Source organism: Streptomyces sp. NPDC102402 (assembly GCF_044765765.1).
In the GTDB taxonomy this organism is placed as follows: domain Bacteria; phylum Actinomycetota; class Actinomycetes; order Streptomycetales; family Streptomycetaceae; genus Streptomyces.
On the sequence record NZ_JBIWKR010000028.1, the window covers coordinates 15,207 to 32,612 of the forward strand.

Consider the following 17,406-nt stretch of genomic DNA (forward strand, 5'->3'; position numbering starts at 1 on the left):
CCGGCCCCCCGTCCCCACAGGTAACCGGCGCTCCGGGGCCGCGCTCCGCTCAGACGCGGGCCCCGGGGTCTGGTGACGTCAGGCGCGGACCAGCTCCCGCTCGCCGCCGCCCTCGGCGGGACCGTCGTCGGAGAGGTCCTTGCGCAGGCCCTCCCCCTCCACGTCCACGTTGGGCAGCACACGGTCCAGCCAGCGCGGCAGCCACCAGGCGCGCTTGCCGAGCAGGGCGAGGACCGCGGGCACGATGGCCATGCGGACCACGAAGGCGTCGAAGAAGACGGCGATGGCCAGCGAGAAGCCGATCATCTTGATCATCTGCTCGGAGGAGCCGATGAAGCCGGCGAAGACGGCCATCATGATCACCGCGGCTGCCGTGACCACGCGAGCCCCGTGCTTGAAGCCGGTGACGATCGCCTGGCCGGGGGACTCGCCGTGGACGTACGCCTCGCGCATCCGGGTGACCAGGAAGACCTCGTAGTCCATGGCGAGGCCGAAGACCACGCCGACCATGAAGATCGGCATCATGCTCATGATCGGACCGGTCTGCTCGACCCCGAAGAGCGATCCGAGCCAGCCCCACTGGAAGACCGCGACGACCGCGCCGAGGGCCGCGACCACCGAGAGGAGGAAGCCGAGGGCCGCCTTCAGCGGGACGAGGACCGAGCGGAAGACCACCATCAGCAGCAGGAACGCCAGGCCGACGACGAGCGCCAGATACGGCAGCAGCGCGTCGTTCATCTTCTGCGAGAAGTCGATGTTCATCGCCGTGGCACCGGTGACCAGCACCTCGGCACCGGTCTCGCTCTTGATGTCGGCGCCCGAGTCACGGATGGAGTGGACGACGTTCTCCGTCGCGACGGAGCTCGGCCGGTCCTCGGGGATGACGGTGATGGTCGCGGTGTCGCCGGCCTTGTTGAAGGTGGCCGGGGTGACGGCAGCGACGCCGCTGGTGCCCTCGATGTCGTCGGAGACCCTGTTCACCGCGGCCTTGCCGTCGGAGCTGTTCGCGGTGTCGACGACGACCATGAGCGGACCGTTGAACCCGGGGCCGAAGCCCTCGGAGAGCATGTCGTACGCCTGGCGCTGTGTGGTCGACTTCGGCTGGGCGCCGTCGTCCGGCAGACCCATCTCCAGCGAGGCGGCCGGGACGGCGATCGCTCCGAGGCCGAGGACGCCCACCAGCAGCACCCACACGGGCCTGCGCAGCACGAACCGCGCCCAGCGGGTGCCCATGTTCGGCTTCGCCTCGGGCTTGTTCTCCGCCTCGGCGGCCTTGCGCGCCCTGCGTCCCATGACCCGCTTGCCCGCGAAGCCCAGCATGGCCGGGACCAGGGTGAGCGCGATGAGCACGGCGATGGCGACGGTGCCGGCGGCGGCGAAGCCCATCTTCGACAGCATCGGGATGTTGACGACGGCGAGGCCCACCAGCGCGATGACCACGGTCAGGCCGGCGAAGACGACCGCGGACCCTGCCGTGCCCACGGCACGCCCGGCGGCTTCGTCCCGCTCCCGGCCCTCGGCCAGTTCGGCGCGGTAGCGGGAGACGATGAAGAGCGCGTAGTCGATGCCGACCGCGAGGCCGATCATCATCGCGAGCGTCGAGGTGGTCGAGCCCAGGTCCAGGACGTTGGCCAGCGCGGTGATCGTGGAGACCCCGATGCCCACCCCGATGAGGGCGGTCAGCAGCGGGAGCCCGGCGGCGATCAGCGAACCGAAGGTGATGACCAGGACGACGGCCGCGATGGCGACACCGATGATCTCGGTGGCCCCCGTCTCCGGCATCACCTGGAGCGCGTCACCGCCGATCTCCACCTTCATGCCGCTGTCCTGCGCGTCGTGGCCGACGTCCTCCAGCGCCTCACGCGTCGCGTCGGTCAGCTCCATGGAGCTGACCTTGTAGGACACCGAGATGTAGGCGGTCGAGCCGTTCTTGCTGACGGCGTTCGCCTTGTACGGGTCGGCGACCGAGGCGACCTGGCCCGAGCCGGACTTCAGCTCACCCACGATGTCCTGGATCTCGGCCTTGTGGGCGGCCGCGGTGACCTTCTCGCCGTCGGGTGCCTGGAAGACGATCCGGGCGGTCGCGCCGTCGGCGCTGGCCCCGGGGAAACGTTCCTCCAGCAGGTCGAAGGCCTTCTGGGCCTCCGTGCCGGGGATCGAGAAGGAGCTGGAGGTGGCGGTGGCCGCGGAGGAGGCACCGAATCCGGCCAGCGCCAGCAGCGCCACCCAGATGAGGGCGACATAGCGGCGGCGCCGGAAGGCGAGCCGCCCGAGTTTGTACAGGAATGTAGCCACGGTGGGGATACTCCCGGTCAGGTCGTGAGTGGAAGTGGGCGTGAGGAACCAGCCCGACGACGAGAGCGGCGTGTCAGGTGGAGCGTCAGACAGGTCGTACGGGAGGAAAAAAGGGGGACGTCAGACGCCGAGGGCGGGGAACACCACGGATTCTGCGTAGTCGGTGAGGAACGCCTGATCGACCGGCCGGTCCTCGACCAGCTCACGAGCGGCGAAGGCGCCGATCATCATGTGCGGCACATAGGAGAGCGCCGGGTTGTCCGCGCGCACCTCCCCTCTGTCCACGGCCCGCTGGAGCAGCGTTTCGAGGCCGGTCATCTCCGGCTCGATCAGCAGTTCCCGCAGCGCCTGGAAGAGATCAGGGTTGTCGTGGACGGCATGGCTCAGACCCCGCATCAGCGCGGAGTTCCGCTCCATCTGGCAGTCGTCGGTACGCGACATCACGGCGAGGAAGTCACCGCGGAGCGAACCGGTGTCGACATCGGCGAGGTGCACCGGCTTGTCGTTCCGGAGCGCCTTGACGACCAGCTCGGCCTTGCTCCCCCACTGGCGGTAGAGGGTGGCCTTGCTGGAACGGGTGCGGGCGGCAACGGCGTCCATGGTCAGGGCTTCGTAGCCGACCTCGCCGAGCAGATCGAGCACGGCTTCGTACAACTCTCTCTCGCGTTCGGGCGTGAGCCTGCTGCGTGCCATGGTCGACCTCCCCTCCCTTGCGCCTGCTGGATCGTACGCCAGTCGAAGATCAACTAACGGAACGAAACTGTTTCGTACACCTCGACAGTACTCCCCTCGCCCAGCGAAACGAAACTGTTTCGCTTGTGTCGCGCACCACAAGTTGCCGGGGGACCTTCACACCGAAAGCATTGGAGGGTGAGTGACGACGTCGCGTATCTCCGTTTCCCGCACCTCCACCAGGACTTGCTCTGCTTCGCGGCGGAGGACGACCTCTGGGTCGCCCCGCTCGCCCCGGCGGGGCAGCGGCCCGGCCGGGCGTGGCGGCTGACCGTCGACCGGACCAGGGTCGGCCATCCGCGCTTCTCGCCCGACGGCAGCCGCATCGCCTACACGACCTGGCGCACGCTGGATCCGGAGATCCACCTCGTCCCCGTCGACGGCGGGCCCGCCCGCAGACTCACCTACTGGGGTTCGGCCGACGCCCGGGTCTGCGGCTGGACCCCCGACCCCGGGGACTCCTCGCAGATCCTCGCCGTGTCCTCGCACAACCAGCCGTTCTCGTACTTCTCCTGGGCCTACAGCGTCCCCACCGACGGCAGCCCCGGCGGCAAGCTCCCCTGGGGGCCCGTCTCCGACATCGCGGTCGCCGACGTCGACGGCACGCGGCGCACCCTTCTGCTCACCGGGAGGCCCCCGCACGAACCGGCCGCCTGGAAGCGGTACCGGGGCGGGGCCGTGGGCCGGCTGTGGCTGCACGGCGAGCGACTGCTGCCCGACATCGGCGGGCAGCTGGACGCACCGATGTTCGTGGGGCGCCGGATCGCCTTCCTCTCCGACCACGAGGGCGTCGGCAATCTCTACTCCTGCCTGATGGACGGCACCGACCTGCGCCGGCACACGGACCACGACGCGTTCTACGCCCGGCACGCCTCCAGCGACGGCACCAGGGTGGTCTACCAGTGCGGCGGCGATCTGTGGCTGGTCGAGGACCTGGAGTCACCGGACGCCGTGCCGCGCAAGCTGGAGGTGCGGCTGGGGGGGCCGCGGACGGGCCGCCGTACGTACCAGGTGCCGGCGTCGAGCCACGTCGACTCGCTGGCCGTGGACGAGACGGGCCGGGCGAGCGCCGTCTCCGTGCGCGGCAGCCTCTACTGGCTCACCCACCGCGACGGCCCCGCCCGCACGATCTCCGACACCCCGGGGGTACGGGTCCGGCTGCCCGAGATGCTCGGCAGCAGCGGCCAGGTCGCCTACGTCACGGACGCCGAGGGCGAGGACGCCGTCGAGATCGCGTACCTCCCCCGCGCCAGCGGGGACCGCCCGCCCCGCCGGCTGGCGGCCGGACGGCTGGGCCGGGTCCACGAGCTGATCTCCGACCCGGAGGGCGAGCGGCTGGCCATCGCGTCGAACGACGGCAGGCTGCTCCTGCTGGACATCGGGGCGGACACCGCCGTCCTGGACGGGGACGCCCCGGATCCGGCCGGGGCGGACACCGGCGTCCCGCCCGAGGGCGTCGCCCCGCCCAGGACACTCGCCCCGCCGGGAATCCTCACCGCGCCGGGGGCCACCGGGGACGGGGTCACCGAGCTCATCCGCTCGGTCAACGGCCCCGTCCGCGATCTGGCGTTCTCCCCGGACGGCCACTGGCTGACCTGGTCGCATCCAGGCGTCGGCCGGTCGCTGCGCCAGATCAAACTCGCACGGATCACCGGCCCCGACGCCCCGGTGACCGTGGACGTCACCAACGGCCGCTTCGAGGACGAGAATCCCGTCTTCACGGGCGACGGCCGCTATCTCGCCTTCCTCTCCTGGCGTGGTTTCGACCCGGTCTACGACGTCCACACCGGCGACCTCTCCTTCCCGCTGGGCTGCCGCCCCTACCTCGTCCCGCTCTCCTCGGCCACCCCGTCCCCCTTCGCCCTGCTCCCGGACGGCAGGCCCGCCGCGGGCGGCCTGGACCCGGTGGACATCCCGGAGGCCCCGGTCGAGGGGCCGACGGTCATGGTGGAGTTCGAGGGGCTGGAGAGCCGGGTGACCCCGTTCCCGGTCTCCGCGTCGAAGTACTCGGCGCTGCAGCCGGTCAGCGGTGGTGGCCTCGTCTGGCTGCGCTGGCCGATCTCCGGCGCGCTGGGCGAGACGTTCGCGAACCCGGCGGACATGTCGGGCCGCCCCACACTGGAGCACTTCAACATCGCCAAGGCCCGCAGGACCGAACTGGTCAAGGACCTCGACTGGTTCGCGGTCAGCGGTGACGCGACCCGGCTGGTCGTCATGGACGACGGCGAGCTGCGCGCCGTTCCGTCCAACGAGCCGGGCGACAACGACACGACGGTCTTCCTGGACCTTCGCCGCATCCTGCACGACGTCGACCCGGCGGCCGAGTGGCGCCAGGCCTACGGCGAGGCGGGCCGCATCGTCCGTTCCTACTTCTGGGAACCGGACATGTGCGGCATCGACTGGGACGGCGTGCTGGAGCAGTACCGTCCCCTGCTCGAACGGGTCGCCTCCCCCGACGAGTTCGCGGACCTGCTGCGCGAGGTCCTCGGCGAGCTGGGCACCTCCCACGCGTACGTCTCGCCCGCCCGCCGCAACGAGGGCCCCCCGCACTACCAGCGTGCGATCGGGCTGCTGGGCGCCAACCTCGTGTGCCGGGACGGCGACTGGACGGTGCGGCGCATCCTGCCCGGCGACTCCTCCGACTCCAAGGCGCGTTCACCGCTCGCCGGTACGGGGATCCGCGAGGGGGCCGTCCTCACCCATGTCGACGGCCGCCCGGTCGATCCGGTGGCAGGGCCGTACCCGCTGTTGACGGCGGCCGGCGGCACCACGGTCGATCTGACGTTCCGGCCGGCCGGAGGCGAGTGCGGCGGCCGGTCGCGCCGCATCGCGATCGTCCCGCTGGTCGACGAACGGCCCCTGCGCTACCAGGACTGGGTGGCCAAACGCCGCGAGGTCGTGCGGGAGTTGAGTCACGGGAAGTGCGGGTATCTGCACATCCCCGACATGGGCGGCTCCGGCTGGGCCCAGTTCAACCGCGACCTGCGGCTGGAGGTGTCGCGCCCCGCGCTGATCGTGGACGTACGGGGCAACGCGGGCGGCCACATCAGCGAGCTGGTCGTCGAGAAGCTCACCCGCACCATCCTCGGCTGGGACCTGACCCGCAACGCCCAGGCGGTCTCGTACGCGTCCAACGCGCCCCGGGGGCCGGTCGTCGCCCTCGCCGACGAGGCGACGTCGTCCGACGGAGACATGATCACGGCGGCCTTCCGGCTGCTGAAGCTGGGACCCGTGGTCGGCCAGCGCACCTGGGGCGGTGTGGTCGGCATGACCGGCCGGCACCGGCTGGGCGACGGCACGGTGATCACGGTGCCGATGAACGCGGCCTGGTTCGACACGTACGGCTGGTCCGTCGAGAACCACGGCGTCGAACCCGACCTGGAGGTGCTGCGCACCCCGCTGGACTGGGCGGAGGGCCGTCACGCGGTCCTGGACGACGGGGTGAAGGTGGCCTTGGACCTCCTCGCCGCCCACCCGGCGGCCACACCCCCCAGCTACGAGACGGCCCCGAACCTCCGCAGGCCCCCGCTTCCCCCGAGGTGACCCCCTCAAGCCCCCGGATCAAGCCCAGCCAGATCAAGCGCCTCCGGCCCAGCCAGATCAAGCGCCTTCGGCGTCGAGGAGCGGGGCCCGGGGGCAGCGCCCCGAAACCCCCCGCACCGCGCGCAGCCCGCACACGCACACGCCGAACCGCACCCGCACCCGCACCCGCACACGCACACCCGCCGAACCGCACCCGCACACGCCGAACGGCACCCACCCGCACACGAGAAGGGGCGCACCCGGAACCCGGGTACGCCCCAACCAACCGCAGACGCTCAGAGGCGTCAGCCGTCAGCGCTCAGAACGCTCACGCGGACGGTCCTGGCCGCCCTGCGGGCGGTCCTGGCCGCCCTGCGCACGGTCCCGCGCCTCGGGCCGACGGCCCTGACCCTGGCCCTGGCCCTGGGCCTGGCCCGCGGGGCGGCGCTGGGCGTCGGCGGAACGCTCGCGCGCCTCGCCCTGCTTGCCGCCGGCCTTCGCCTGCTTGGCCTGGTCGGCGAGCTCCTGCGCCTTGTCCTTGAACTGGTCTGCGATACCCATGCTGTTCACTCCTATGTGGGTGCGTGGGGTTGGCCCCGGTGGGGCCTCGCTCAGACTTACACACCCGGACATTCACCGCATTTCGATCATTGACGCTGTGTGCGCGCCTCCCGGTCCGCCTCGCCACCGGCGCCCACGAGCCCCTTGCTCACACCGTCCAGACGGGGTCCGAACCGCTTCATCTCCCGCTGTCCGACGGCCCCTATCACCATCGGCAGATAGCCCCGGATCGACTGCATCCCCCGCAGCCACCACTGCGCGTACACATGCGCGGAGCGCCGCTCGATCCCCGCCACGATGCGGTCGACCGCCGGGCCCAGGGGGTAGGTGCGGTTCGTCGGCCACGGCAGCCGCTGCCTCAACTCCCGCATGACGTCGTCCTCGTCCGCGCCGCGCACCATGTCCGTGTCGGTCCAGGACAGGTAGCCGACGCCGACCTTCACACCCCGGTAGCCGACCTCGCCGCGCAGGCAGTGCGCGAACGCCTCGACGCCCGACTTGGACGCGCAGTACGCGCTCATCATCGGCGCCGGGGTGATCGCGGCCAGCGACGCTATCTGCAGGAAGTAGCCGCGGCTCTCGATGAGTACCGGCAGGAACGCCCGCGCGGTCACCGCTCCGCCTATCAGGTTCACCTCGACGACCCGTCGCCACGCGTCCGGGTCGGAGTCCACGAGCGGCCCTCCGCTGGCGACGCCCGCGTTGGCGACGACGACGTCGATCTTCCCGAAGCGCTGCTTGACCTCTCCGGCGACCCGGCTCATCGCCACGTGGTCGGTGACATCCGCGTGCCAGTGGTCGCTCTCCCCGTGCAGCCGCTCCGAGACCTTCTTCAGCTCGTCCGGCTCCAGGCCGACCAGCGCCAGCGTCGCACCCCGCGCCGACAGCTTCCGGGCCAGCAGCTCGCCCACTCCCCGGGCCGCGCCCGTGACGACGACGACCTGTCCTTCGAGACTCCGCCTGCCGCTCATGCGACCTCCTCCTCGCTCACGGCTGTCGCCGTGCTGTCCGCACCGTCCACAGTGACGTACGTGGCCACCAGTTCGCGGAGCTTCGCCGTGACCACTTCGGGTGCCTCGACCGGCGTCATGTGTCCCATACCTTCCAGCTCGGTGAGCCCGAGGCCGTTCGGCAGAGCCGCGGCGATGGCCCTCGCGTGCACGGGCGGCGTCAGCCGGTCCTCCGCACCCGCGATCACCGCGGTCGGCAGCCGCAACTCCCTCACCCGCGCCTCGAGGTCGAGCTCCCCGAGCACACGTCCCCAGGCGACGCGCGCGTCACGGGGGCACACATGGACGATCCTGGCACAGGCCTCCACGCGGTCCGGGGCGGAACCACGCCCCATCGTGGCGTACCGGAGGATCACCTTCGACACCCCGTTGACGGGTCCGAGCGGTGCCCGTGCGGCGAGGATCGCCGCCGTCATCCGCGTGCGGAGGGCGCCCGCCCGCAGCGGGAGCACCAGCGACTCGGCCGTCAGGCGCGAGCTGCCGGTGCTGCACAGCATCACCGCGGCCCCGTGCTCCCGCACGGCGTCGCGTCCGGCGGCGGCCATGATCGTCATCCCACCCATGGAGTGCCCGCCGAGCACCGCCTTCTGCCCGGGTTCGAGTGTGGCCTTCAGGACCGCTTCGAGGTCGTCGGCCAGCGCCCGCGTGCTGTATCCGTCGGGGCCCGCCGCGGGGGAACGGCCGTGGCCCCGCTGGTCGTACACGACGACCCGGTGGTCCGCCGCCAGGTCACGCACCTGGGCGTCCCAGAAGCGGGTGTTGCAGGTCCAGCCGTGCGCCAGGACCACGGCGGGGGCGCCCTCGGGTCCGTGCAGTTCGACGTGGAGGCGCGAGCCGTCCGCGGAGACGACGCCCAGTTCGCGTACGGGCACGGGGACGGCCGGGGTGGCAGCCGTCTGCGTCAGCCGGCTCATCGTGCGGCCTCCTCGGTCACGGCCTGCGCCGCGGAGCGGGTGGCAGGGGGGCGGATGACGTCGTACTCACCGAGGTCGACCGAGCGCGTGGCCCGCCGGAATTCGGCGGTGGTCCCCGGCCAGACCGTGGTGTTGCGGCCGTTGGCGTCGAGGTACCAGCTGGTGCAGCCGCCGGTGTTCCAGACGGTCCGCTTCATGCGTTCCTGGACCCGGTGGTTCCAGGCGCTCACCGCGGAGGGCCGGGCGTCGAGCGCCGCCCGCCCGCCCAGGACGTCCAGCTGGCGCATGAAGTCGGCCATGTAGTTCAGCTGGGACTCGATCATGAGGATCATGGAGGAGTTCCCGAGGCCGGTATTGGGCCCGATGATCGTCATCCAGTTGGGGAAGCCCGCCGCGGTGGCGCCCCGCAGCGCCTTCATCTCGTCCTTCCAGGACTCGGTGAGGGTGATCCCGTCGGCGCCGACGACCCGTTCGGCGATCGGCATGTCCGTCACGTGGAAGCCGGTGCCGAGGATGATCACGTCGGCCTCGGTCTCCGTGCCGTCCGAGCCGACCAGGGTGGATCCCCGGACCTCCGACAGGCCGGAGTCGACCACGTCGACATTCGGCTGGGCGAGCGCCGGGTAGTAGGCGTTGGAGAGCAGGATGCGCTTGCATCCGATGCGGTACGAGGGCGTCAGCTTGGCCCGCAGCGCGGGGTCCTTGATGGCCCGCGCCATGTTGGACTTGGCTATCGACTCGACGAGCCCGAGCTGGTTGGGGTGCTTGGTGAAGGCGCCGACCTGCAACTCCCTGATGCCCCAAAGGAGTCCACGGCGCGCGGTGGCCGTGAAGGGGAGCGCGCGGTGCAGCCACTTCTCGGCGCCGCTGATGGCGCGGTCCATGCGCGGCATCACCCAGGGCGGGGTCCGCTGGAAGAGGGTGAGCCGGCCGGCCTTCGGCTGGATCTCCGGGACGATCTGGATGGCGGAGGCGCCCGTGCCGATCACGGCGACGCGCTTGCCGGTCAGGTCGTAGTCGTGGTCCCACTGGGCCGAGTGGAAGACCTTGCCGGGGAAGTCGGCGAGCCCCGGGATGTCCGGCAGCTTCGGGTCGGAGAGCGGCCCGGTGGCGGAGACGACGGCGTCGGCGGTGATCGTGGAGCCGTTGGCCGACTCGATCACCCAGTGCAGCTCGTCGTTGTCCCAGCGCATGACCGAGACCTCGTGGTCGAGCCTGATGTGTGGGCGCAGCCCGAAGGTGTCCGCGACGTGCTCCAGGTAGGCGCGTATGTGCTGCTGCCCGGAGAAGGTGCGCGGCCAGTCGGGGTTGGGCGCGAACGAGAACGAGTACAGGTGGGACGGTACGTCGCAGGCGCAGCCCGGGTAGCTGTTGTCCCGCCAGGTCCCGCCGACGGCGCCGGCCCGCTCCAGGACCAGGAAGTCGGTGATGCCTTCGCGACGGAGCCGGACCGCGGCTCCGAGGCCCCCGAATCCGGATCCGATCACCGCCACTCGTACGTGCTCGTGCTGGGCCATGCTGCCGCCTCCCCGCGGTGCGAACCAACTCTGCCAGCAATCACTGGCATGGTTGGGAGGGTAGAGCAGCTCCGTACTGATGGGTAGGGGGCGGGACGAGGAAAGTTACCGGCGGTACAACATAGGGTGCGGGTGTGGCTGAAGGACGCGAGCACCGTGAGTACCGCATGGAGGAGCTGGCCAAGGAGGCCGGCATCACCGTGCGCACCCTGCGCTTCTACCGGGAGCGCGGCCTGATCCAGCCGCCCCGCCGCGAGGGCCGCATCGCCTGGTACGACGACCACCACCTGGCCCGGCTGCGCACGATCACGGGCCTGCTTGAGCGGGGCCACACCCTCAACGGCATCGCCGACCTCGCCTCGACGTTCGACAGCGGCCGCGACGTCGCCGAGGTGCTCGGCCTGGGCGAACCGACCGAGGAGACCCCGGTTCGGCTCACGCCCGAGCAGCTCGCCGACTACTTCCAGGACCAGGCCACGGCGGAGAACCTCGCCGCGTCCATGGAGCTGGGCTACCTCGGAGTCGACGGCGACGAGATCGTCCACATCAGCCGCCGCCTGCTGGAGGCCTCCTCCGAGCTGGTGCGGGCGGGGGTCCCCCTCGACGCCGTCCTCTCGGCCGGCCGCGAGGTCCGCGCGCACGCGGACGCCCTCGCCGACCTCTTCGTACGCGTCCTGCGCACCCACACCGCACAGACCGGGCCGGACCAACTGCGGGCGCTGGCCCAGGCGGTGGTGGACGCGGAGCTGTCGATGGCCCTGGACCGGCGCCTGCGGGAGGACAGGACCATGGACGGCGACTAGCCAGGAGCCGTCCCTCGGTCACTGTCCACGGGTTCGCCCGGCGAGGACGCGGCCGGCCTGGACCTGCACCGACACCGTCGGGTGACCATGGCTCGTGCCTCGCGAATCGTCGACGCCGCCCGCGGTTCCCTCCGGTCGGCTCCCGGGCACCCCTCAGCCTGTTCTTCCCGCCGCTCAGGGCCTGTTGCTCCGGTCTCGGGAATCGGCCGACGCGCCGGACGCCGCGACGGCCCCGCGAGTCCTTGAGTCTGTTGACGGCCCGCTCAACGCCGTTGCGCTTCCTTGACAGCTCCTGGCCTCACGACAGAAGCGTGCTCGCTTCCCTCGCCGACGCGCGGGGCGGAGTGAGGGGTTCTGACGGGCCGTGCCAGATGCACAGGTGCGACACGGGAACCCGACCCGCTGTGCCCACGTCGAAGGTCGGACCACGCGAGCTCACCACGGGCACGATCCCGTTCCCGCGCGAGCAATGGCGAGGTCGGTCGGCGAAGTGGAGACATTCCTCTTCTTCGCGGCATCTACGAGGGGGGACAGGCATGAGCTGGACCAGGGGATCCGTCGGCTTGCTGGTGGCGGCGGCCATGACGATGCCGGCAGTAGCGTGCACGGCCGGGGGAGGCGGAGGGGGCGGCGGGGACTCCTGCGTCAACCGGTACACCTATCAGGACAGGTCGTATCAGGACGTGACCCAGGTGGACTTCACGGCTGGGCAGAAGCTCGGCGTCGCCACCTCACCGCCCTGCGAAGACACCGGCAGCAAGGACAAGGGCGAGGAGCCGGTGACGACCGGGACCGCCTACGAAGTGGACGGCATCTCTCCAGAGGTCGCCATCGCCGTCGGGGACACACCGGAGACCGCCACGCTCTTCGCGGTGTACTCCGGCTCGGAGCCGCCGCCCGAGGTGCTGGAACTGACCGACGGCTCCTGACCTGGGACGCGGGGTCCGGTGTGGTTCCCCAGGAGGACGCCACACCGGACCCCCGCTGCGCGGCCTCAGCGCTCGTACGTCACCGTCACCGGCGCGTGGTCGCTCCACCGCTCGCCGTGCGTGGCGGCGCGCTCGACCCACGCCTTCACCGCGCGCCCGGCGAGACCGGGGGTCGCCACCTGGTAGTCGATGCGCCAGCCCGCGTCGTTGTCGAAGGCGCGGCCACGGTAGGACCACCAGGAGTACGGGCCCTCCTGCTCCGGGTGCATGGCCCGGACCACGTCCACGTACGCCGCCTCCTCGAACACCCGGGTCAGCCACTCCCGCTCCTCGGGGAGGAAGCCGGAGTTCTTCTTGTTGGCCTTCCAGTTCTTGAGGTCGGCCTCCTGGTGGGCGATGTTCCAGTCGCCGCAGACGACGACCTCACGCCCCGCGTCGGCCGCCCGCGCCTTCAGCCCCTGGAGGTAGGGGAGGAAGGCCGCCATGAAGCGCTCCTTCTCCTCCTGCTTCTCGGTGCCGACGTCACCGGACGGCAGATAGAGGCTGGCGACCGTCACACCCGGGAGGTCCACCTCGACGTACCGGCCGGAGGTGTCGAATTCCTCACTCCCCGGGACCTCGAACCCGCCGAACCCGATCTGGACGCGCTCCGGCTCGCGCCGGGTGTAGACCGCGACACCCGCGCGCCCCTTGGCCACGGCCGGGGCGTACACGACGTGCCAGCCCTCGGGCTCACGCAGCTCCTCGGGGAGCTGCTGCACCTCGGCACGGACTTCCTGGAGGCAGATCACATCGGCCTCGGTCTGCCCCAGCCACTCGACGAAGCCCTTCTTCGCGGCGGCACGGAGCCCGTTCACGTTCACGGTGGTAACAGTCAGCATCCCGGTACAGTACCTACACACGGATGCCGCATACCTGTACGATCCATCGTATGAATATCCACCCTCGGCCGTTCGATCACCCCGACGCCGTCAAGCTCAACGACCTGGTGCAGCTCGAATATGCCGAGCGCTACGGCGATGGGGGCGATGTCACACCTCTCGACGCCACGATGTTCGACCCGCCTCGCGGGCTGTATCTGCTCGCCTACGACGAGCAGGGCCGTCCCGTCGCGACGGGCGGCTGGCGGGGCCAGGAGACGAACGACGAGGGCTACTCCGACGGCGACGCCGAGATCAAGCGGATGTTCGTCATCGCCGAGGGCCGTGGCCAGGGCCTCGCCCGTCGGCTCCTCGCCGCACTGGAGGCCGATGCCCGAGCGGCGGGCCGCACGCGCATGGTCCTGGAGACGGGCGACCAGCAGCCCGAGGCGATCGCGCTCTACACGTCGAGCGGCTACACGCCGTGCTCGAAGTTCGGCCACTACCGGACGTACGACAGCAGCATCTGCATGGCCAAGCCGCTGAACTGAGCGGCCTCCTGGGAAGCTCCTGATCGGCGACGGATCGCGTGCGGTGGACGTTCACGGCGTGACGGAGGACGGGCCCGGCTCGGCCGGGGACGGGCCCGGCACCTTCGGCGCTCCGGGGCCCGAGGCGACCGTGAGGTGGGCCACCTCGGCCCGCAGCGCGGCGACTTCCGTCGTCAGTGCCTCCAGGAGGGCCGTCTGCCTTCGTTCCTCGGCGTCGTCCCGCTCGAAACGCGAGATGAACCAGGCCGCGATGTTCGCCGTCACGACACCGAGCAGCGCGATGCCGGAGATCATCAGCCCCACGGCGAGCAGCCGGCCGAGCCCGGTGGTGGGTGCCAGGTCCCCGTACCCCACCGTCGTCATGGTGGTGAACGACCACCACACCGCGTCCCCCAGCGTGCGGATGTTGCCGCTCGGCGCGTCCCGCTCCACCTGGAGCACCGCGAGCGAACCGAACATCATGAGTCCGACGACGGTGCCGGTGACATAGAGGGTCATCGTGATCTGCGGCGCGTGCCTGGCCCGTCTGCCCACCAGCAGCAGCGTGGACACCAGTCGCAGCAGGCGCAGCGGCTGGACCAGTGGCAGGACGACGGCCAGCAGATCCAGCGGATGTCTACGGACGAACGCCCACTTGCCGGGTGCGAGGAGCAGGCGGACCGCGTAGTCGGCGGCGAAGGCCGCCCACACCACCCACTCGACCACCTGGCACGTCGTGAGGACCCAGGCCGGTGCGTCCGGTGAGAGAACGGGAACGGCATAGGCGACGGCGAAGAACACGGCCAGCATGAGAAGGGGGGTCCGCATACGCCGTTCCCACCGGCTCAGCAGGGTTCGATACTTCATGCGGGGCATCGTAGGAGACCACCCCGAGGGCTCCCCTCGGCGAGTTCCGGCGGCGGGGCCTCTCGCCCTCGCCGCGGTCCGGTCCCTGTGTCCGGTCGGCCGGGTGACAGTGCGCAACTGCCGTGCGACGCTTCTCTCCCAGCGGCCGCTCCGCCTGCCCGAAGGAACGCCTCATGACCGACCTTCCTCCCGCCCCCTCCGGAACTCAGGACACCTTGTTCGGGGAGATGCACGTCCGGATCGAGGGCCAGGAGCGAGTGACCGTCTTCGGGGAGAACGTGCCGACCACGGTCCTGGAGCGCGATCCGGCATCGGAGGCCGACCCCCAGATCGCCATCGGCACCCGGGACGCCACGCACCTCACACTGACGGTCGACGGCGTCGAGGCACCCCTGCGGCCGGCCAGGGGAAGGCTGCGCAGAAGGACCTACCGGGTCGAGACCGAGTACGACGGCGCCCGCTATGCCCTCGTCCCGGACTCCGTGCCCAGCAGCAGGCTGACCCGCGACGGCACCCACCTCGGTGACTTCTCCAGCGACGGCGACGAGACGGTCATCGCCGAATGGGTGGGCGCCACCGCCCGCCCCGTGGACGCGTCGATCGGATACGCGCTGGCGGCGGCCTTCGGCACCGGAGGACAGCCGGCCTGGATGATGCTGGCCGACACGGTGAGCGCGGCCATTCCCTGAGCCTGGCGCAGGTCCACCGGGACCGGCGGTGGGAGCGCCGGACCGCGACATCGTCGAGGACCGGCGCATGAGCGGCCCGCACGGAGCCGCCTACGGGACTCGTGCCACACCCACGTGGAACCCGCTCCGCTCGTACACCGGGGCAGGCTCCTCCCGGTACCACTCGGGTGCCGTCACGAGCCCCGGTTCGACGAGCTCCAGCCCCTCGAAGAAGGGCTCGACCTCCGCGCGCGTCCGCATCCGCAAGGAGATCGCGCCCTTCTTGTACGCGGACTCCGTCTCCTGCTTCAGCTCCGGGTGCTGGTCGGCGGTGCCGTGCGAGAGGACGAGGTAACTCCCCGACGGCAGCGCCTGGACCAGCGTGCGGGTGAGTCCGTACGGGTCCTGCTCGTCGGGCAGGAAGTGCATCAGCGCGATGAGGGACAGTGCGACCGGCCGGCCGAAGTCCAGCAGGGCAGCGGCACGTTCGAGGATCGCCTCCGGCTGCCGTACATCCGCGTGGATGTAGTCGGTCGCCCCCTCGGGGCGGCTCACCAGCAGCGCTTCCGCGTGGCGCAGGACGATGGGGTCGTTGTCCGCGTAGACGACCCTGGCACTCGGGGTGACGGCCTGGACGATCTGGTGGAGATTGGGCGCGGTGGGGATACCGGTACCGATGTCCAGGAACTGGTCGACGCCCTGTCCTGCCAGCCAGGCGGAGGCCCGGTGCATGAACGCCCGGTTCCGGGCCGCGTTGGCCCGCGCCTCGGCGGGCAGCTTCTCGGCGACCTCCTGGTCGACCGGGTAGTTGTCCTTCCCGCCGAGCAGCCAGTCGTAGACCCGTGCCGGGTGCGGCTTGCTGGTGTCGATACGGGAGCTGGGTATACCGGCTGTCACGAGCGCCCTCCATACGGAACCACGGACTGGCACACATCGCACCTGACCTGCGCGACCCTCAACAGCGGTCACCGGCAGGGCGGGTGAGCGAGGACGGCCCAGGCTACCGGGTGGTCGCCGCGACCGGAGTCCCCCCTTCACGCCGGAGGGGCCGCGACCTCGGCCCACACGGTCTTGCCCGGCGCTCCGCCCCGCTCCACGGCGCCCCACGCATCGGCGAGCGCGTCGACCAGCAGCAGTCCGCGCCCGGCCCCCGCGTCGCGGGGCAGACCCTCTTCGGCCCGCTCAGGGCATCCGGAGCTTCTCGCGGAGGAGGCGCGTATGGGCCTCGATGTCGCGATCGGCGACCGGTGCGTCCGGCGCGGCGGGAGGTGACTGGCGGCAGACGCGGCAGAGACCGTCGGGCAGCGCCCCCGGCGGTCCGGGGCGCCCGCACTCGGTGCACTCGACCATCAGGGCGCGCACGGGTGCGTCCTGGACGGGGGCGGCGTCCGGCAGCCGCGCCGGAAGCTTGTCGGTGAGGCGGCGGCGTACGAGGCCGACGGGCGAGTCGACCTGATCCGGCAGCCCGGATGTCAGGGCCCGGGTGAGGTAGTCGGCGTCCACCCCGCGGGCGAACCAGCTCTCGGCGAGGCTCTCCAGTACGGCGCAGTCGGCGGCGGAGAGAGCCAGGCGCGGCTCGGTCCGGCCGATCCGGGCGAGAGCGAGATAGGCGGGGGACGGACCGGTGGGCGCGGCCTCCAAAGCTTCCGGAGCCCTCTGCTGGGGCACGACGGGAGCGACGAGCTCCCCCTCGGGGGCCTCGGGTTCGGGCCCCTCGACTCCCGCACCGCCCGCGAGTTGCAGGGCCCACCACTCGTTGTCGCGGGCCGTGCGGGACCAGAAGGTGAGGGTGACCCAGCGGCTCTGGCCGAGGCTTTCGACGTGGCAGCGCACATGGCGGAGGTGCCCGGCGACGGCCAGCGCCCTGAGCGCGCTGCCGATGGCCATCTGCCCGTACAGGGGGAGGTCCTTGGCCAGGGACTTGATGTCCATGGCGGCGCCGTCGGGCAGGTGGTCGACGTACCCGGCGACATAGCGCTCGCGGGCGGGGAGGAGAGCGAAGTCGGTCGGTGCGGAGGGACGCTGCTCGGGCGCGGACCGCTTGCCGTAGCCGGTGCGGGCGCGGCGGTAGGGCCGCGAGGATGCGGGCGCGCTCGGGGCGGAGCTAGTGCCGCATCAGGCAACGTTTGCCCTGTTGTCGGTGGGCGGTGCCAGCGCGTGCTGAGTAACGCGGTTACTGGGCGTCGAGCTGGTGGTCA

The 17,406-nt window shown here is 71.2% G+C and carries 14 protein-coding genes and 1 pseudogene; 5 read left to right on the top strand and 10 right to left on the bottom strand.

The window, feature by feature from the left end; all coding sequences use genetic code 11:
• Positions 1 to 78 precede the first annotated feature (78 nt).
• Positions 79 to 2,295 carry an MMPL family transporter gene (locus ACIRJR_RS36125; RefSeq protein WP_403788855.1) on the bottom strand — a complete coding sequence of 739 codons (2,217 nt, stop codon included), beginning with the start codon at positions 2,293 to 2,295 and terminating at the stop codon, positions 79 to 81.
• Positions 2,296 to 2,415: 120 nt separating this feature from the next.
• On the bottom strand, positions 2,416 to 2,988 hold the full coding sequence (locus tag ACIRJR_RS36130; protein WP_403788857.1) for a TetR/AcrR family transcriptional regulator: 573 nt from the start codon (positions 2,986 to 2,988) through the stop codon (positions 2,416 to 2,418).
• A 177-nt stretch (positions 2,989 to 3,165) separates the two neighbouring features.
• Here ACIRJR_RS36130 and ACIRJR_RS36135 point away from each other — a divergent pair, with 177 nt between their 5' ends.
• Complete coding sequence (locus ACIRJR_RS36135) at positions 3,166 to 6,570, top strand: S41 family peptidase (protein ID WP_403788859.1); 3,405 nt, start codon at positions 3,166 to 3,168, stop codon at positions 6,568 to 6,570.
• Positions 6,571 to 6,861: 291 nt separating this feature from the next.
• Here ACIRJR_RS36135 and ACIRJR_RS36140 read toward each other — a convergent pair whose 3' ends face one another.
• From ACIRJR_RS36140 to ACIRJR_RS36155, 4 genes are all read right to left on the bottom strand, one after another.
• Positions 6,862 to 7,110 (bottom strand): hypothetical protein, encoded by a 249-nt coding sequence (locus ACIRJR_RS36140; protein WP_403788861.1) that lies wholly within the window; start codon positions 7,108 to 7,110, stop codon positions 6,862 to 6,864.
• Between the two features lie 86 nt (positions 7,111 to 7,196).
• Entirely contained in the window at positions 7,197 to 8,081 is an 885-nt protein-coding gene (locus ACIRJR_RS36145) for an SDR family oxidoreductase (protein ID WP_403788863.1), read from the bottom strand.
• A complete protein-coding gene (locus ACIRJR_RS36150; RefSeq protein WP_403788865.1) occupies positions 8,078 to 9,034 on the bottom strand; it encodes an alpha/beta fold hydrolase in 957 nt (318 codons plus the stop codon). The genes ACIRJR_RS36145 and ACIRJR_RS36150 overlap by 4 nt, the downstream gene beginning before the upstream one ends.
• Positions 9,031 to 10,551 (bottom strand): flavin-containing monooxygenase, encoded by a 1,521-nt coding sequence (locus ACIRJR_RS36155; RefSeq protein WP_403788867.1) that lies wholly within the window; start codon positions 10,549 to 10,551, stop codon positions 9,031 to 9,033. Before ACIRJR_RS36155 ends, ACIRJR_RS36150 begins: the two co-directional genes overlap by 4 nt.
• Before the next feature lie 167 nt (positions 10,552 to 10,718).
• Here ACIRJR_RS36155 and ACIRJR_RS36160 point away from each other — a divergent pair, with 167 nt between their 5' ends.
• Positions 10,719 to 11,354, top strand: a complete 636-nt coding sequence (locus ACIRJR_RS36160) for a MerR family transcriptional regulator (protein ID WP_403788883.1) — start codon at positions 10,719 to 10,721, stop codon at positions 11,352 to 11,354.
• Between the two features lie 536 nt (positions 11,355 to 11,890).
• Positions 11,891 to 12,283 (top strand): DUF6281 family protein, encoded by a 393-nt coding sequence (locus ACIRJR_RS36165; protein WP_403788869.1) that lies wholly within the window; start codon positions 11,891 to 11,893, stop codon positions 12,281 to 12,283.
• 65 nt (positions 12,284 to 12,348) lie between these two features.
• On the opposite strand, the gene ACIRJR_RS36170 is transcribed toward ACIRJR_RS36165, so the two are convergent.
• The gene (locus ACIRJR_RS36170; RefSeq protein WP_403788871.1) at positions 12,349 to 13,164 is read right to left on the bottom strand and encodes an exodeoxyribonuclease III; all 816 of its coding nucleotides are present in this window, start codon (positions 13,162 to 13,164) and stop codon (positions 12,349 to 12,351) included.
• Positions 13,165 to 13,214: 50 nt separating this feature from the next.
• On the opposite strand from ACIRJR_RS36170, the gene ACIRJR_RS36175 reads away from it, so the two are divergent.
• Positions 13,215 to 13,694 (top strand): GNAT family N-acetyltransferase, encoded by a 480-nt coding sequence (locus ACIRJR_RS36175; RefSeq protein ID WP_403788873.1) that lies wholly within the window; start codon positions 13,215 to 13,217, stop codon positions 13,692 to 13,694.
• Between the two features lie 51 nt (positions 13,695 to 13,745).
• Here the strand turns inward: ACIRJR_RS36175 and ACIRJR_RS36180 are convergent, their stop codons facing one another.
• Complete coding sequence (locus tag ACIRJR_RS36180; protein ID WP_403788875.1) at positions 13,746 to 14,549, bottom strand: potassium channel family protein; 804 nt, start codon at positions 14,547 to 14,549, stop codon at positions 13,746 to 13,748.
• A gap of 164 nt (positions 14,550 to 14,713) precedes the next feature.
• Between ACIRJR_RS36180 and ACIRJR_RS36185 the strand changes: the two genes are divergently transcribed.
• A complete protein-coding gene (locus ACIRJR_RS36185; protein ID WP_403788877.1) occupies positions 14,714 to 15,229 on the top strand; it encodes a hypothetical protein in 516 nt (171 codons plus the stop codon).
• 90 nt (positions 15,230 to 15,319) lie between these two features.
• Here the strand turns inward: ACIRJR_RS36185 and ACIRJR_RS36190 are convergent, their stop codons facing one another.
• Together ACIRJR_RS36190 and ACIRJR_RS36195 are read right to left on the bottom strand one after the other, a co-directional pair.
• Positions 15,320 to 16,105, bottom strand: coding sequence for an SAM-dependent methyltransferase (locus tag ACIRJR_RS36190; RefSeq protein WP_403788879.1), 786 nt, complete (start codon positions 16,103 to 16,105; stop codon positions 15,320 to 15,322).
• Positions 16,106 to 16,390: 285 nt separating this feature from the next.
• Positions 16,391 to 17,314 (bottom strand): annotated as a pseudogene (locus ACIRJR_RS36195) (MarR family transcriptional regulator); the annotation flags it as partial.
• Positions 17,315 to 17,406: the final 92 nt, after the last annotated feature.

Bases quoted from the DNA above. Each gene is read 5' to 3' on its own strand.
- ACIRJR_RS36140 (WP_403788861.1), bottom strand. From the start codon at position 7,110: ATGGGTATCGCAGACCAGTTCAAGGACAAGGCGCAGGAGCTCGCCGAC.
- ACIRJR_RS36130 (WP_403788857.1), bottom strand. From the start codon at position 2,988: ATGGCACGCAGCAGGCTCACGCCCGAACGCGAGAGAGAGTTGTACGAA.
- ACIRJR_RS36180 (WP_403788875.1), bottom strand. From the start codon at position 14,549: ATGCCCCGCATGAAGTATCGAACCCTGCTGAGCCGGTGGGAACGGCGT.
- ACIRJR_RS36155 (WP_403788867.1), bottom strand. From the start codon at position 10,551: ATGGCCCAGCACGAGCACGTACGAGTGGCGGTGATCGGATCCGGATTC.
- ACIRJR_RS36175 (WP_403788873.1), top strand. From the start codon at position 13,215: ATGAATATCCACCCTCGGCCGTTCGATCACCCCGACGCCGTCAAGCTC.
- ACIRJR_RS36160 (WP_403788883.1), top strand. From the start codon at position 10,719: ATGGAGGAGCTGGCCAAGGAGGCCGGCATCACCGTGCGCACCCTGCGC.
- ACIRJR_RS36150 (WP_403788865.1), bottom strand. From the start codon at position 9,034: ATGAGCCGGCTGACGCAGACGGCTGCCACCCCGGCCGTCCCCGTGCCC.
- ACIRJR_RS36165 (WP_403788869.1), top strand. From the start codon at position 11,891: ATGAGCTGGACCAGGGGATCCGTCGGCTTGCTGGTGGCGGCGGCCATG.
- ACIRJR_RS36185 (WP_403788877.1), top strand. From the start codon at position 14,714: ATGACCGACCTTCCTCCCGCCCCCTCCGGAACTCAGGACACCTTGTTC.
- ACIRJR_RS36170 (WP_403788871.1), bottom strand. From the start codon at position 13,164: ATGCTGACTGTTACCACCGTGAACGTGAACGGGCTCCGTGCCGCCGCG.
- ACIRJR_RS36145 (WP_403788863.1), bottom strand. From the start codon at position 8,081: ATGAGCGGCAGGCGGAGTCTCGAAGGACAGGTCGTCGTCGTCACGGGC.